The sequence below is a fragment of the Rhodocytophaga aerolata genome (assembly GCF_030503435.1).
In the GTDB taxonomy this organism is placed as follows: Bacteria; Bacteroidota; Bacteroidia; order Cytophagales; family 172606-1; genus Rhodocytophaga; species Rhodocytophaga aerolata.
The window spans coordinates 162,759-179,093 of the sequence record NZ_JAUKPO010000011.1; the positions used below are offsets into that span (position 1 = coordinate 162,759).

Genomic DNA, 16,335 nt, shown 5'->3' on the forward strand with positions numbered 1-16,335 from the left:
GAAGAAGTGGCAGCAATGTAGCCTGCCGGTGATTATCAATGCTTTTGTAGGGGGCATGATCGGACTGAAAAAAACACCATTGCCAATGGATAGAACAGGAATTCAACCTCTTTGCTGGATGAGTGCTACTCTCCTTTATTGTGGTTTTTGGCCTTCCCAAAGCCGTTACCAGTTATTTTCCTAGTACCTTGGCCAACAAATTCGGGCGTACATGCTTTGTTTATTTCTTCAGCGCATTAATCTCTCCATAGGGAAATTTTGGATCAGGAAGTAAAATACTTCTGCATTATTTCAGTGACCATATTTATTGTCATAGGCTTTTTCCTGAATTCAGCCACCTCTCTTAGCTGACTGGCCTTTTTGTTATCATCCGGGTTTACAGAAGTAGTTAATACCACAATTATGCTTTCATTAGAGTAGCGTTCTTTGGTTTTTTTATATTCTTCAATAAAATCCCAGCCTGTTAACCCGGGCATATTCAAATCGAGAAATATCAACTCTGGCGCATTACATTTCTCCACACCCGGACATTCCAATAGCTCCAGTGCTTCAATGGCTGTTTCTGCTACTCCAATGTGCTGGGCAACTTGTGCTTCCTCTAAAACATTTTTGTGCAAAAAATTAGTAATGCTGTCATCATCAATGAGCAGTATTTGCTTTAATTGTATTGCCATAACTAGTAAAATCCTTGGATATAGTAAAATAAAAGGTACTCCCCTGCTTGGGTATAGAATCTACCCAGATTTTTCCGCCATGTAGCTCTGCAATTTTCTTGCATTGCGCCAGTCCTATTCCTATGCCGGCATACTTTGACTTAGCATGCAATTGCTGAAAAATGATAAAAATTTTTTGAATAAACTTCTTCTCTATTCCTATTCCATTATCTCTCACTAAAAATAGATACTTATCCTGTTCCTCGGTTGCTTTTACAGTAATTTGCGGGCTAAGCTCAGATTTGCGGAACTTGAGCGCATTGCTTAGTAAATTTTCAAACAGTAGTTTAAGTTCTGCCCTGTATGCATAAAAGGTTGGCAGGAAATCGCTTGAAATAGCTGCATTATTCTCTTTAATCTGTTCAGCACACTCAGTCAAGACCTGATGAAGAAGTTGGTTGCAATCGACTAACTCTAGTTCCGTTTCTTTCCCTATCCGGGAATATTCTAACAGTCCCGTGATTAAGGCTTGCATACGGGAAGAAGCCTGAGAAAGAAAGCCCAGATACCTTAGGGCATTTACATCAAGCTTTTCTTTGTATTGCTTGTCCAATAAAGCGACCACACTCAAAATTGTAGCTAATGGCTCCTGAAGATCATGAGAAGCAATGTAAGCAAATTGCTCGAGCTCTGCATTTTTTGCCTCCATCTTTTGAAGCATCCGTTCAAGCGCTTGACTTTCCTCCTTTAATTGATTTTGCAAAGAAAATTCCTTTACAATGGTTGTTTGCAAACCATTAAATAATAAGTGAATGGAGGCTACAATTACCGCACTAAGTATGACCAGGTTTGAACTGACAGCTATCCATGAGCCAAGTGTATAATGCTGAATGATAGAAGCATCAATCAGGCTAAATTGAATTAACAAAGAAAAAAGTATACAAATTACCAGATTGCCAGCTACCGACCAAAAGGCAAACTTTATAGGAAAGATCAGCGAAATAAAGATGGTAAGGGCCAATAGGTAAAGTAAGCCTGGGCCAAATGAACCAAGATATATAAGCAAAATAATTGAGAGCAGATACAGGCAGATAACAAGAATTACTTTGCGCGCATACAGACTCAGGGTGGGATGCAAGGTGATAAAGGCAAAACACAAAACAGCCATTACATCAAATAATGCTAGTAATGGAATTTGTCCGATAAAAGACATGACTATGCCCGGAAGTAAGGCCAAAAAGCTAATAGGTAACAGGTAGAGGATTATATTGGTAAAAAGCTTATCCCTCCAAAAGGAAAGTGCTCTCATTTCATATTGTGCACTTCGGAAGGTATTATTTTCCACAAGCTTCTTATAAGCTAGCCACCATTTCATATAACTTTCTTTACACAAATAAATGAAAAATAGCCTTTAGGTTCAATGTAAATTCAATTGTTTTAGTTTGCCTACCTGTTTATTCCTGTCTATATCTCAACTAAAAGAACTTCTGCTTGCGGGAATGGGTATTTTTTCAGGGATTTCTCCTGTTTTTCATCATTTCTCCCGTTGTTAGATGCATCCCTTTCAGGCTTTCAATATATTTTTTATTCATCAATCCAACCCTTTAGCTAGCTCGTATGTTTTACACCCTCAAATCCGTGAACATTGCAGAGGCAGTATGTAATACTAACTATTGAAGTATAGCCCGGCTATGTATGCTGCTGAAGATTGTTTAAAGAAAGTTTAGTTAACCCGATATGTCACACAACAAACAACCTACCTACCATGAAAAAAAATTTATACGCTAGCAGATTACCTTACGAACAAGACCTTTTTCAGCTTTCCGTGGTTATCAAGGCAATTGGCTTCACCTGGCAAGTTACTTTATTTTCGGTGTTTCTTTGCATGCTGCTAAATTGGCTCCCTGTGCAAGCCCAGCAAAGTAGTACTAGGTCAATACCCTCCAAGATGTGGGATCAAACCCTGGGAGGCAATGAGGCTGATTATCTTTCAACGATGCTTCGTACGACTGATGGCGGCTATTTGCTTTCAGGCTATTCTGCTTCAGGCATAAGTGGCGATAAAACACAAGCCAGCCGCGGAGGCCATGATTACTGGCTTGTTAAAACGGATAGAAATGGCCAAAAACAATGGGATAAACGCTATGGAGGAAGTAAAGACGATATTCTTACGTCAATTGTGCAGAGTGCAGATGGAGGCTATTTACTCGGTGGCTACTCAGCCTCAGGCATTGGAGGAGAAAGCACCCAGGCCAACCGGGGAGAACTGGATTATTGGGTAGTGAAAATAGATAGTATGGGCAATAAACTGTGGGACCGGCATTTTGGCGGGAATGGTACCGATATCTTACGGTCAGTTATTCAGACAGAAGATGCAGGCTTTCTACTGGCTGGTAACTCTTCTTCGGATAGAAGTGGAGATAAAACACAGGAGGGCAGAGGAGCAGAAGATTACTGGGTTGTAAAAATAGATAGCACCGGTACCATGCAATGGAATATACGCTATGGAGGAAGTGAGGCCGATTTTTTAAGTTCTGTAATTGCTGTCAACAATGGATACTTACTGGCAGGTACCTCTTATTCAGGAGTAGGGGGCGACAAAAGCGAAGATAGCCGCCAAGGCTGGGATTATTGGCTAATAAAAATAGATACCAACGGTGATAAGCTATGGGACAGACGCTTTGGTGGTAGCCAGTCGGATTTTCCCGCACAGGTAATTCAGACAAGTGATGGAAATTACCTAATAGCAGGTATATCCAACTCAGCAATGGGAGGCGATAAAACCCAGAATAGCCATGGTGGATGGGATTACTGGTTAGTAAAAACAGATACAATGGGAAATAAACTGTGGGATAAACGCTTTGGAGGTATGTTAAATGATGATCTGAATGTATTAGCAGAAGACGAAGATGGGCATTATTTATTAGGAGGCAGTTCAGATTCAGAAATAGGGGCTGATAAAACAGTAAAAAACCAGGGAGGGAATGATTACTGGCTAGTAAAGGTAAGCAAAGATGGGATGAAGCTCTGGGACATTGCTTTTGGTGGAACGGCAGATGACCAGTTGTTTGGACTTGCGCAGACGGGCACAGGAAGCTATGTGCTGGCAGGCCACTCTACTTCCCCCAAAAGTGAACATAAATCTGCGGAAGGAAATGGAAGTTATGATTACTGGCTGGTAACAACTACCGCTGAAACAACTATACCCCCGCTGATGAAGGTTAATTTTGGAGATAAAAACACCCAAGCACCTCTGGGATGGGTACAGGATTATGGCTTACCTTTTGGACGTAAACTACCGGCAGGTAAACCAGAAACTTGGTTTTACGGCTGGAAAAGGAAGCAAGATGGACTGCCGGTAGATTTATCTGTAGGCGGCCCATCTCCCGGCAATGGACGGCAGCGGCCATTACCGGCAGACTCCTTGCTGGCTGGCCTGATGCATATGCAGGGAAATGATGTCCTGAATTTTAAGGGGACACCTGTAGAAGCGTATTGGGAAGTGGCCCTTGAAAATGGGGAATATCAGGTTACAGTCTCTGTGGGAGATGGGTCGGTATGGTATTTTAATGAAGAATATCATTCCATTAATGTAGAGGGAGTACGGGTAATCAATAGATTTTTACCTACCGGCCCAGCCGGAAGTGTAAGCCGCTTCAACCAGGCAGCGGTTCAGGTTACGGTTACCGATGGCCTACTTACTATTGATGCGGATGGTGGCCAGAATACGAAAATTAATTATGTGATCATTCAACCACTCTCTACTAAACGCTCACCGGCAAACACTAACGCCTTGGCTTCCTCTTTCATAGAAACCACTTTTAAAGCTTATCCGAATCCTTTTGCTGACAGGCTTACGCTGGAGCTGGAAGAATGGCAAGGAGAAGTTACCTTAACTTTGCAGGACCTTGTAGGAAACACGCTGCTTGAATCCAGCAAAGAAGTAAAAAATCAATTCCTGGAGATAGATGTAACAGGCGTTCCGCTACTAAAAGGAGTTTATCTGCTCAAACTAATGGACAAACAGGGCAAAAGCAGTTCTATTAAAGTATTTAAGAATTGATAATGAGGAAAGGTGGCTAAAGGGTAATTTTCTTACTACTCTTTAGCCGCAATTTCTGACAAATGTATAGTCCGTTAAGCAAGCTACTGTTACTCTTAGTATTCTATTGATTGTATAAGACCTTTTTTTCGAAGTCTGTTGTCAGCAGCTAGGGAATCAGGTTAGGATTCTCGAATAAGCATCCAACCAACCTAGCACAAGAAAATGGATTGCCTTCAACCGAAAGGTAGATGCAAATTGAAATTACATTATAAGCTGTCTTAAGGTTGAATGGCTGATAGGATACGCTTAAATAATTCATTAGGATTGCCATTGTGCCACCGCCATACCACCACTAAATCATGTTCCGGATCAATCCATATAATGTTAGATCCTGCTCCTATGGCTGCATAGCTTGTTGCGGGCACATCTGGCCATGCTTTCTTTTCCGTGTTCAGCCACCACAAATAGCCATAATCCGGGCCTGGGCCTCCTCTGGTCGTAGCCTTCTTTACCCATTCTTCAGAAATAAGCTGTTTACCTTCCCACTTCCCCTGCCGTAAAAACAAATACCCAAACCGGGCCTCATCCCGGCTATTGATCCACAATCCCCCACCCCACCTGGTGCCCCCACTCACAGAGGGCATAGGCTTCCCATTAATTTCTACTACAGAATTGTGATAGGGTACATATTGCCAGGTATCAGACGCACCAATAGGGTCCATGATTTCCTGCTTCAAAACGGACGGCAGCGGTTTTTCCCATAAGCGTAACAAGGATAATGCAAACCGGTTAATGCGAACATCGTTGTATTCATAAAAAGTGCCTGGTTCCTGTAAGGCTCTGGGTTGCCTTTCACCCCGGCCAAAAGCCTCTCTGCCTACAAAGTCATGTTTTTTCCCCCACAGTTCTCCTTCCCATTCAGATGTTTGCCTGACATGATGCTCCCAGGTAACTTTTTTGTTCTGTTCAGAATCATAACCTCCATCCTGTATATAGTTGCCTACCGGGTCTGTTATATTTTTATCATCTTCCTATCCAGCGTAAGCCCAAGAAGGGTGGAAAGAAAACTTTTGGCGACACTATAGGTAGGTTCAGGTTTTTGGGTATCGCCCCATTCTGCTACGATATATCCATGGCGAATAATGAGGCCATTGGTACCTCCTCTTTCGCTAGGCATAGGTCCCAGCAATTTTCCGAATATTTCTTCCTGCGTAGAAAAATCACGCGGCATTTGGGTAGTTTCATTCGCCTGGGCAAACTGTATTGCTTCATTCAATAGTATGGAATCCATCCCGAGGGTAGTGGGGCTACGGTGTTGCCAGTTAGTTCCTTTGGGTGGATAGTATGGTTTTTCAGCAAGGCTACCTTGATTGATGCTTGCATTAGTTGTGTTTTTAGTAGTACACGTGGGTAACGTAAGCAGCAGAAGCAAGCAAAACAGATACGGCAGTGTTAGCTGCCGTATCTGAATACGTTTTGATGTTGGAGATGCTGTGTAAGGCGATTTTTTTATGTCTGTCATACGCTACGAAAGAAGTTAAAAATGCACTTAAATCCTATAAGGCACTAATCCTTTCTCTCCTATGCACTATCCGGCCTATGTAGTGTTTGCAGTTCAGCCAGTTTCTTTTTGCCGTAGGCAAATCTGGTAATAGCGATGTATAAAACTGGTACCGTAAAAATAGCCAGGAAAGTAGCAGCTAGCATGCCTCCTACTACCGTCCAGCCGATTGTCTGGCGGGCTATAGCTCCTGCCCCGGAAGAAAAAGCCAACGGTAGTACACCCAGGATAAAGGCTAGGGAGGTCATAATAATCGGACGCAAACGCAGTTTTACTGCTTCAATGGTGGCCTCAATTATTTCCATACCCCGGTCTACCCGTTCTTTGGCAAATTCCACAATCAGGATGGCATTTTTTGCTGCCAGACCGATCAAGGTAATTAACCCAATCTGTGCATATACATTATTAGACAGTTTAGGTAAAAGCAGTAAGGCTACAATGGCTCCAAAGGCCCCTAAGGGCACAGCCAGCAATACGGAAAAAGGCACCGACCAGCTTTCATACAAAGCAGCCAGTAACAAAAATACCAGTACAATGGACAAAGAAAATATAATGATGGTGCTATTGCCAGAAGCCAATTCCTCCCGGCTTAATCCAGAGAACTCATACCCATATCCGGCCGGAAGCACCTTTGCTGCTACCTCTTCTAAGGCTTGCAGGGCTTGGCCGCTGCTATAGCCTGGTGCCGCATTTCCATTAATTTCTGTAGAACGGAAAAGATTGTAATGCGAAATTACCGGTGCACTTTCTGTTACTTTATAAGAAACCAGGGCACTCAAGGGTACAGATTCGCTGCGGCTGTTTAATACATAGAATTGCCCCAGGTCTTTAATATCATTGCGGTACAAGGTATCTGCCTGGGCTACTACCCGGAAGTTACGGCCATACATGGTAAAATCATTGATATACTGGCTACCCATATAAGTACTCATGGTGGTAAATACATCACCTACTGATACACCCAGTTTTTTTGCTTTTTCCCGGTCTACTACCACCTGATAGCCAGGTGTACGGGCGGTAAAGAAAGAGAAGGCTCCTACTATTTCGGGCCGTTTGCGGACTTCGGCCAGGAAGTTGTTCACCACATTTTCGAAACCTTTAATATCATCCGTGCTTTCCCGCTGCTGCAATACAAAACTGAATCCACCGGTAGCCCCTAAGCCCGGAATAGCTGGAGGTGGCACCACTACAATGTTGGCATCGGTTACTCTGGAAAATTTCTGCTGAAGCTGACTAATAATTCCTCCTAGCTGCTGGGCCGGATCTGTCCGTTCATCCCAAGGTTTCAACTGCACGAAAATAGTACCGCTGTTTGACTTAATAGAAAAGTTGATTACGTTCAATCCGGCAATGGCCGAGTAATTATTTACGCCAGGGGTTGTGCGAAGCATTTCCGACATTTGCAGGAGTACTTCCTGGGTACGGGCACTGGAGGCGGCTTGTGGCAACTCAAATGAGACAAACAAGCGGCCTTCGTCTTCGGTAGGGATAAAGCCGGTAGGTTTGCTGGAAAACAACCCGACCGTTCCCACATAAATACATGCCATTAAAATAAGCACCAAAGGAGTAGCCCGTATACTTTTGCGAACCCCTACAGAATAAGACTCTGTTGTACGGGCAAACCATTGGTTAAACTTATAGAACAAGCGGTTCACCCCTCTGGAGTTTTTATCCAGTTTCATCGGTTTCAGCATAAGTGAACACAGAGCCGGTGTAAGCGTAAGAGCAACAAAAGCAGAAATCAGCACGGAGATGGCAATGGTGATGGCAAACTGCTGGTACAACCGGCCTACAATGCCTGGAATAAAGCCTACCGGAATAAACACCGCTGCCAGAATTAAAGCAATGGCGATTACTGGTGCCGTAATTTCTTTCATGGCTTTCCGGGTTGCTTCTTTGGCCGATAGCCCTTCATGGTCAATATAGTGTTGTACAGCTTCCACTACCACAATGGCATCGTCTACTACTATCCCAATGGCCAGTACAAAACCAAACAAGGTAAGGGTATTGATGGTAAAACCCAGTGGAATAAAAAAGATAAACGTACCGATAATGGATACTGGAATTGCCAGGATAGGTACCAAGGTAGCCCGCCAGTTCTGCAAGAATAAAAATACCACAAGAGTTACCAGCAATAAAGCTTCCATGAGTGTATGCAATACTTCATTGATAGATACTTCTACAACTGAAACCGATTCAAAGGAAACCTTGTAGTCCATATCATTTGGAAAGGACTTTTTCAGTTCAACAAGTGATTTATACACCCCGTCGGCTGTTTCTATGGCATTACTTCCAGGAGACTGATATACTAACAAGAAGGTTGCTGGTTTGCCATTTACAAAGGAATTACGGGTATAGCTGAATTTACCCAGCTCCAGCCGGGCCACATCTTTCAGGTAGACAATAGAGCCATCTTCCGGTTTGGTGCGGACGATGATGTTCTCAAACTGTTCCTGGCTGGTTAATTTTCCGTTTACAGTAATGGGATATTCAAACGCCTGCGAGGAATACTGCGGAGCACCACCTACGGCGCCAGCGGCAACCTGCACGTTCTGTTCGCGCATGGCGGCGGCTACTTCCGCTGAACTAATACCCAGCTGGGCTAACTTATCTGGCTTCAGCCAAACCCGCATACTAAATTCTTCTCCAACCGTGTTGATGTCTCCTACTCCTTTCACCCGCAACAACGCATCGCGGATATAGATGTTGGTATAGTTATCCAGAAACTTAATGTCATGCGTGCCGTTGGGTGAAAAGAAAGTTACCACCATCATAATGGTGGGGTTCCGCTTACGGACCGTTAAGCCTAAGCGCCGTACTTCTTCTGGTAAGCGGGGTTCGGCAATACTTACCCGGTTTTGTACGTCCAGGGTGGCAATATCAATGTTGGTTCCTACGTCAAAGGTTACATCCATCGACATTTGCCCGGTACTGGTACTGTTCGATTTTAAATAAGCCATGCCCGGCGTTCCATTTACTTGTGTTTCTACAGAAGTAGCCACTGTCTGCTCCACCGTTTGGGCATCGGCCCCAGTATAATTTCCCACAATAGACACCACAGGCGGGGTAATATCGGGGTACTGGCTTACCGGCAGGTTTATAATTGCCAGCGTACCTACCAATACAATGACAATGGAGATTACAATGGCAGTTACCGGCCGGCGTATAAATATGTCTGAAATCATGCTGTTGAATTATTAATAAGACTCAATACCTGAAAATTATCTTCCACCACTGGCAGCAGCGGACGAAGCTTTGGGTTGCGTGGAGGCCAATTGTATTTTGACACCTGGCCGAAGCCGCTGAGTACCTTCTACTACTATATTCTCTCCGGCTTGCAAGCCTTCGCGTATTACTACTTTATCTTTTACTCTGGTCCCTAACATTACTTTGCGTTGTTCTACAGAATCTCCCCGGACCACATAGGTATAAAATTCACCCATTTGTTCGGCTACTGCCCGTTCAGGAATAATCAGCTGCTTGCCAATATCTTCATTTAGTGACCTAACCACTACACTCATGCCGGAAACTAATTCTCCGGATGGATTCGGATAACTTAGCCGCACGGTAATAGTACCAGTCTGGCGGTCAACGGCTCTGTCCAGGGCAAGAATTTTTCCTGGAATCGGATAGACCATTTGGCCTCCCAACTGAAGGGTAAACAGGGAGTCTGGCTGTGCCTGAGTGTTCTGCAGAAAACGGCTAAACCTGGGAATTTCCTGCTGATTAATAACAAACTCTACAGCCATTGGATTGGTAGAAGAAATAGTATTGAGCAACGGTTGTCCTGGTGAAACCTGCGCCCCTACCCTAACCTGAGAGATACCAATCGTGCCATCAAAAGGAGCCACTATAACTGAATACCGCAGGTCGGTTGCCGTACTCGCCAGCTGTGCTTCGGCGGCTGCCACCTGTGATTCGGCTGTTAGAAAATCGGCACGGGCATACTCTACTTGCTGGCGTGCAATGGCATCTTGTTTTAACAACCTCTCGTACCGCTCCACATCCTGACGTACTCTTTCCAGATTTGCCTTTGCACTGGCTACATTGGCCTGTGCTTGCCGGTATGCTGCCTGGTATTTGCTCCGGTCTATTTCATACAGTTTCTGGCCTTTTTTTACCTGCTTTCCATCAGATACATATATATCAGTGATGTAGCCACCCACTTGTGGCCGCAATTCTACTTCATTAATAGGCACGACAGTAGCCGGATAGGTATCCACCCCTGTCACTTGTTCTTGAGTTACCTGATAGGCACTTACCATAACCGGGGCATTGAGCTGGTTTTGCTGAGGGCTGCTTTGCGATTGCCCGCAAGATGAGAGGATAATTGGGCCGAGACTGATAGCCAGGGGCAATAAATAACGTATGTTCATTTAACTGTGTTCGGTTGAATTAATTGATGTCTATTTTTCCAAGAGCTCTTTCATAATCTAGCCGGCTGGCTAGCACCCGGTACAAGGCATTGTAATAATTTATTTGCGCAGTTTGCAGGTCAGTTTCTGCCACAATCAGGTCTACATAGGCTTTTATGCCTTCATCATACTGAAGCTTTATGGTGTTATATACCTCTTCTGCGATCTGGGCATTTTCTTGTAAGGTGAGGTACTCGTTATAATCACTTTTGTAATTGGCAAGCGCCGCCTGAAATTCTGTGTTTATGCTATTGCGGGCATTTTCCACTTCCAGATCCAGGCTTTTTTCCTGCAACTGCGCCTTTTTTAGGTTATGAAGCCTGCGGGTTCCCTGAAAAATAGGTATGCGGGCACTTAACCCCACCACAGACGTTGGATATACCTGATCGTATAATTGAGCAAACTCATTATTCTGGTATACCCAGTTATAGTTAATGAATGCAGAAACCGTTGGCACAAACCCCCATTTATAATAACTGGTATTTAGTTGCAGCAGGTTTTTCTGGGTTTGTAATTGACGGTATTCCACGCGGCTTGTATACACCAATGACTGGGTGGTATCAATCTGCATATCCTGCTGCATCACATTGTTGTCGTATTGAATATCAAAATCCGACTCTATTGGCACGCCCATCAACTCCTTCAGCATAGCATATTTGGCTTTAATGGCCTCTTCTGTTCTTTTCCGGCTAGCTCTGGTATTGGCTATAGAAATACTGGCCCGCTGATAATCTGTTTTGTCTACCAGTCCGCTGTTGTACCTGGCACGTGCATCGGCATACTGTTTTTGCTGCCTGGTAATATTTTCGTCCAATATCCGGAGTTGCTCCTGGCTGAAAATAATATCGTAGAAAGCTTTGCTTACATTTACTACTGTATTGATCTTGGTATTCTCGGTGTTCTGGTCAAACTGCAAGCGGGAATAGCGGGCCGCTTTGGAAGCGAGCAATACATCGTTGCTATACAAAGTCTGGTCGGCTTGTAAGAGTACATTGGATGTGTTGGCAACCCCGGTTTGTACAGCTACCCTCCTGCCCGAAGAAAGATCCGTAAAATCTGGTAAGATGGTGGTAGGCAATTTGAGGAAATGCTGCAAGTTATACTGTGCGGAAACCTGAGGAAGCCAGCCAGGTTTGCTTTTATTTCCTGCTCGCCAATAGATTCATTCAGCAGGGCTTGCCGCACCCCCGGCTGATTCTTTATGGCGTATTCTATGCACTGCTCCAAGCTCAATTCACCAGGTAAATTTGCCGGTACCCCTTGTGCGGCTATGAGTAAAGGAATACCCAAATACCCAGTAAGTAAAAAAATAAATCGTTTTATAGGTAACATATAAATAGGTGGTATTCAATAGTTATGTTCAATCAGCAAGTAATCCGATGTACGTTCAATCAGAATGGTTTTTAACTCCATCCCAGATCACCTGCACTATATTGGGAAAATCTTCTTCATTGATTTTTACACGTTGCGAGAAATACAGCTTAGCGGTAGTTACAACATGGCTATGAATTAAAATACCCAGTAAATGGATGTTCATAGGCTTCAACACACCAGTATCAATCCCTTGTTTTAAAAAATCCCACATCCGGTGCTGAAACTGCTCATTATCTTTTACTGGCTCCCGGTTGTTGTAAGGAGAGTTTATGTATTGCTCAATAAAGTATAAGGTGTTCGGATGTTTAATATAAAACCGGCAATGACTCAGAATAAGGTGGTAAAACCTGTCTTTGAACTCTTTTTGCTCATCGTCTCCTTCAAACATGGCATCTGCCATTTGCTTTTTCACATAGGCATACAATTCAGCAATTAATGTGTCTTTACTGTCGAAGTAATGATAAATGGTACCACATGCCACACAAGCTTTTTTAGCCACCATGCTCATAGGAGTTCCATGAAACCCGTTCTCTTTAATTAATTCCAGGGTACTCTCAAAAATTGCCTTTTTTTTCTCTGCCAGTATATCCATTAAATAGCTAATCAAATTACCGAATGAACATTCAATCGGGGCGCAAAGATAGGTTTAAAAACAAAAAGCAGAAATAAATATCAATAAATTTTAACAAAAACTTTATCCGTCCATCATTCAGGCCATTGAACTCATAAAAAATATAACTAAACCAATATTAAATAGACTTCACAAGTATTTACTTTAGACAACTGCTGAAAGCAGAATATTGTATTGAAAATGGAATAGACAAGCAGCGTAAAGTTTCATTGGTTAAAAACCTTGCAGCAACGGTAAGGGAGAATAAAGGCAGGTATCTGTTCAAAATCACTTATATGCTACATCAGTAAAGGATTTGCTGCCATACAGGGGATGACAGGGACCATAGAAACATACAAGCAACTGTTTCCAGATGTATACTTGGCTTGCTAGGTTTGCTACCTCTATGGTATATTTTGGTGAGATGAGTTATATAGTATAGTTAATCTTTAAACCGTAGCCCTTGCGCAGCTAATGCTTGCTGAAGTTTTGGTATAGAACTTTTACCCATCCCATGCCAGGCTAAGATTTCTTTTTCACTATGCTCAGCCAGCTGTTGCAGCTCAGTAATGCCATTATTTTTCAGGGCTCTTCTGGCAGGTGCTCCAAGGTTTGAAAAGACATGATCTTGTGAGTTTGCTTCTTGTTCACAGATGGGGCAAGTGGGGCAAGCGCTGCTTTTATAATAGGTATGTCCCTTTTTACATTTTCGGGCTGCTTTCTTTTTTTCTGCTTTTTCTCTATTTTCCTCTACCCGGAATTTTGTAATAGCTGAAATTAAATTCAAGGGTATGGGTTTGTTTAAAGGAAACTGAACAGAGCCTTTGGCAGATTTATAAACGGATAATTCTTTTTTGAAAGCTTCAATACCAGTTGGTACCGGGTAAAAGCCAATATGATGCGTAAACGCAGCAAAATGTACCAGATTGCCATGAAAAACAAAGGTAGGCATGGCATATTTAATAGTTTCCTGGGCTTCCGGAGCAGCTTGTTTAATTACAGACCGTATTTGTTCTAAAATTGCCTGAATTTCTACAGGAAAACTGGCTATATAGGCATCTATGGAGCTTGCTTGTAGTTGTTTCATAACTTAGTCCGGTTTGCAGCTTACATTTATACACAAATATATTTGTTTCAGATAAAGTAAATCCTGTGTAATGGCGGCAATCCGAAGGGGAAAATGCGTCAAAAATATAGTTATACCTTGAGTTGCCTGCACCCAATATGTACCTGCCTAAAACCTCCCTGGCTGATAGATTATATACATGCTATTGAATTTAAGCTGGTAATTGACTATCACTTTTAAAATAAATATATTAAGAAACTTTTTTCCTGATCAGGTCAGCTAACCTACCTACTACCTAAACGCAGCCTTATGATACACACATTTATTTTATTGAATAGCAGGAGAGGAAAATGGAAAAACAATATGTTCTTTAACATCTTCCTGCTTAGTGTTTTAGCTCTACTTAGTTCCTGCCAGTCTGGAACCTCCTCTACTCAAGTAAAGATTGGAGAGGCAGATATAGGAGGTGTCGTTACTGGCCCGAAAGGACCTGAAGCTGGTGTATGGGTAATTGCAGAGACAAATGATTTGCCTACCAGATTTGCCAAAATAGTAGTTACTGATGATCAGGGCCGGTATTTAATTCCAGAACTTCCCAAAGCAACTTATTCGGTTTGGGTACGCGGCTACGGGCTGATAGATTCACCTAAGAAACAAACCAGCCCTGGAAAAAATCTGGATTTAACAGCCGTAGAAGCCCCCAATGCGCATGCAGCCGCCGAATATTACCCAGCCGGCTACTGGTTTTCTTTATTGAATGTACCAGACAGCAGCAAATTTCCTGGTTCAGGGTCGGGACCAGAAGGAAATGGATTTTCTCCGGAGATTGCTACCCAGGCAAAGTTTTTATCCAATATTAAATCGGGTACTTGCCTGGCTTGCCATCAGCTAGGTAGCCAGGGCACCCGTAAACTGCCTGAATCGTTAGGAAATTTCAACTCTTCCGCACAAGCCTGGGAACGCCGTTTGCAGTCCGGGCAGGCAGGGCCAATAATGACTTCAGCTGTACACCAATGGGGACATGTAGGAACGTTGCAAATGTTTGCCAACTGGACCGACCGTATTAAGGAAGGAGAACTTCCACCTGCTCCGCCAAGACCTAAATGCATAGAACGGAATGTAGTCATTACCCAGTGGGACTGGGCCGATCCTAAAGCCTATTTGCATGACGTTGTTTCAACAGATCGGCGTAATCCCACAGTAAATGCCAATGGCCCGGTGTACGGCGCGTTGGAAGTAAGTGCTGATTATTTGCCTGTGCTGGACCCTGTAAAACATGCAGCCAGCCAAGTACCGCTTTCCGTCCGCGATACAAGCACGAAATCTGCTTCCGGCGTAGTGATGCAGCCCTCGCCTTACTGGGGAACTGAACCCATCTGGAGTAGTAAGACCAATGTGCATAATCCGATGATTGATGAAAAAGGCCGCGTATGGATTACAGCCACGGTTCGGCCACCAGACAATCCGGATTGCTGCAAAACAGGATCAGATCATCCATCGGCCAAACTTTTTCCACTTAACAGAGCCAGCCGCCATTTGGGTTTTTATGATCCGGCAACTAAAAAATATACCCACATTAGTACCTGCTTCAGCACCCACCATTTAATGTTTGCCGAAGACAGCAGCAATACCCTCTGGACAAGTGGAGGCGGAGAAGTGATCGGCTGGCTGAATACAAAAAAATACCTGGAAACAGGCAATGAAGAAACATCCCAGGGATGGACTGCCCTGGTACTGGATGCCAATGGTAATGGTAAACGGGATGCCTATGTAGAACCTACTGAACCAGTAGACCCAGCCAAAGATAAGCGTATAGCTAAAGGAATTTACTCAGTAGCGCCAGCGCCAGATGGTTCGGTATGGGGATCTTCATTAGGGTATCCTGGAGCTGTTATCCGGTTAAATCCTGGTTCTAATCCGCCAGAATCCGCCTTGGTAGAATATTATGAATTACCCTTAAACGACAAAGGCGAACCTATAGAAGGCTTCTCTCCCAGAGGGATGGACATTGACCGGAATGGGGTAGCCTGGGTTGCTTTAGCTAGTGGCCACCTGGCCAGTTTCGACAGACGCAAGTGCAATGGTCCCCTAAACGGACCTAATGCTACCGGTCAGCACTGCCCGGAAGGCTGGACGTTTTACACCGAACCTCTGCCCCAATTAAAAGGGGTTAATTACAAAGGAAGTGCAGAATCCAGCTACTATACCTGGGTAGATCAATTCAACACCTTAGGGCTGGGAGAAAATATTCCGATCAATACCGGTAACGAGTCGGAAGCTTTGCTGGCTTTAAAAGACGGACAGTGGGTAGTAATGCGGGTACCCTACCCGCTAGGGTTTTATACTAAATGGATGGATGGTAGAATTGATGATCCAAAGGCAGGCTGGAAGGGACGTGGCATATGGGCTACAATCAGCACCCGGACTCCTTTTCATATGGAAGGTGGCAAAGGCACTTCCAGTAAAGTATTTAAGTTTCAGATCCGGCCCGATCCTTTGGCCAGGTAATTCAGCTATCTCCTCAATAGTTGCTTCTAAAGGATAGTTTATAAAAAAAGAAAGCCCTCCAGGATAATTTTGAACCCGGGAGGGCTTTCTTTTTTGACTGCTT

At 43.7% G+C, this 16,335-nt stretch carries 12 protein-coding genes; 2 read left to right on the forward strand and 10 right to left on the reverse strand.

All coding sequences use genetic code 11. From position 1 onward, the window contains the following. Window positions 1-263: 263 nt before the first annotated feature. Together Q0590_RS19110 and Q0590_RS19115 are read right to left on the reverse strand one after the other, a co-directional pair. A complete protein-coding gene (locus Q0590_RS19110) occupies window positions 264-674 on the reverse strand; it encodes a response regulator (protein WP_302039194.1) in 411 nt (136 codons plus the stop codon). After that, the gene (locus Q0590_RS19115; RefSeq protein WP_366970454.1) at window positions 640-2,028 is read right to left on the reverse strand and encodes a sensor histidine kinase; all 1,389 of its coding nucleotides are present in this window, start codon (window positions 2,026-2,028) and stop codon (window positions 640-642) included. The genes Q0590_RS19110 and Q0590_RS19115 overlap by 35 nt, the downstream gene beginning before the upstream one ends. Before the next feature lie 390 nt (window positions 2,029-2,418). On the opposite strand from Q0590_RS19115, the gene Q0590_RS19120 reads away from it, so the two are divergent. After that, window positions 2,419-4,716: a T9SS type A sorting domain-containing protein gene (locus Q0590_RS19120; protein ID WP_302039196.1), complete on the forward strand. Its 2,298-nt coding sequence runs from the start codon at window positions 2,419-2,421 to the stop codon at window positions 4,714-4,716. Between the two features lie 260 nt (window positions 4,717-4,976). On the opposite strand, the gene Q0590_RS19125 is transcribed toward Q0590_RS19120, so the two are convergent. The 8 genes from Q0590_RS19125 to Q0590_RS19160 all read right to left on the reverse strand — a co-directional run bounded on the left by Q0590_RS19125 (window position 4,977) and on the right by Q0590_RS19160 (window position 13,745). Then, window positions 4,977-5,714: a serine hydrolase domain-containing protein gene (locus Q0590_RS19125; protein ID WP_366970457.1), complete on the reverse strand. Its 738-nt coding sequence runs from the start codon at window positions 5,712-5,714 to the stop codon at window positions 4,977-4,979. Beyond that, a complete protein-coding gene (locus tag Q0590_RS19130; protein ID WP_302039197.1) occupies window positions 5,711-6,220 on the reverse strand; it encodes a hypothetical protein in 510 nt (169 codons plus the stop codon). Before Q0590_RS19130 ends, Q0590_RS19125 begins: the two co-directional genes overlap by 4 nt. Before the next feature lie 59 nt (window positions 6,221-6,279). Beyond that, entirely contained in the window at window positions 6,280-9,444 is a 3,165-nt protein-coding gene (locus Q0590_RS19135) for an efflux RND transporter permease subunit (RefSeq protein ID WP_302039198.1), read from the reverse strand. A 36-nt stretch (window positions 9,445-9,480) separates the two neighbouring features. Then, on the reverse strand, window positions 9,481-10,635 hold the full coding sequence (locus Q0590_RS19140) for an efflux RND transporter periplasmic adaptor subunit (RefSeq protein WP_302039199.1): 1,155 nt from the start codon (window positions 10,633-10,635) through the stop codon (window positions 9,481-9,483). A gap of 19 nt (window positions 10,636-10,654) precedes the next feature. Next, window positions 10,655-11,752 (reverse strand): TolC family protein, encoded by a 1,098-nt coding sequence (locus tag Q0590_RS19145; RefSeq protein WP_302039200.1) that lies wholly within the window; start codon window positions 11,750-11,752, stop codon window positions 10,655-10,657. Continuing rightward, a complete protein-coding gene (locus Q0590_RS19150) occupies window positions 11,698-12,006 on the reverse strand; it encodes a hypothetical protein (protein ID WP_302039201.1) in 309 nt (102 codons plus the stop codon). Before Q0590_RS19150 ends, Q0590_RS19145 begins: the two co-directional genes overlap by 55 nt. Window positions 12,007-12,061: 55 nt before the next feature. Further along, the gene (locus Q0590_RS19155) at window positions 12,062-12,640 is read right to left on the reverse strand and encodes a TetR/AcrR family transcriptional regulator (RefSeq protein WP_302039202.1); all 579 of its coding nucleotides are present in this window, start codon (window positions 12,638-12,640) and stop codon (window positions 12,062-12,064) included. A 460-nt stretch (window positions 12,641-13,100) separates the two neighbouring features. After that, on the reverse strand, window positions 13,101-13,745 hold the full coding sequence (locus Q0590_RS19160) for a DUF1801 domain-containing protein (protein WP_302039203.1): 645 nt from the start codon (window positions 13,743-13,745) through the stop codon (window positions 13,101-13,103). A gap of 288 nt (window positions 13,746-14,033) precedes the next feature. Here Q0590_RS19160 and Q0590_RS19165 point away from each other — a divergent pair, with 288 nt between their 5' ends. Then, the gene (locus Q0590_RS19165; protein ID WP_302039204.1) at window positions 14,034-16,232 is read left to right on the forward strand and encodes a hypothetical protein; all 2,199 of its coding nucleotides are present in this window, start codon (window positions 14,034-14,036) and stop codon (window positions 16,230-16,232) included. Window positions 16,233-16,335: the final 103 nt, after the last annotated feature.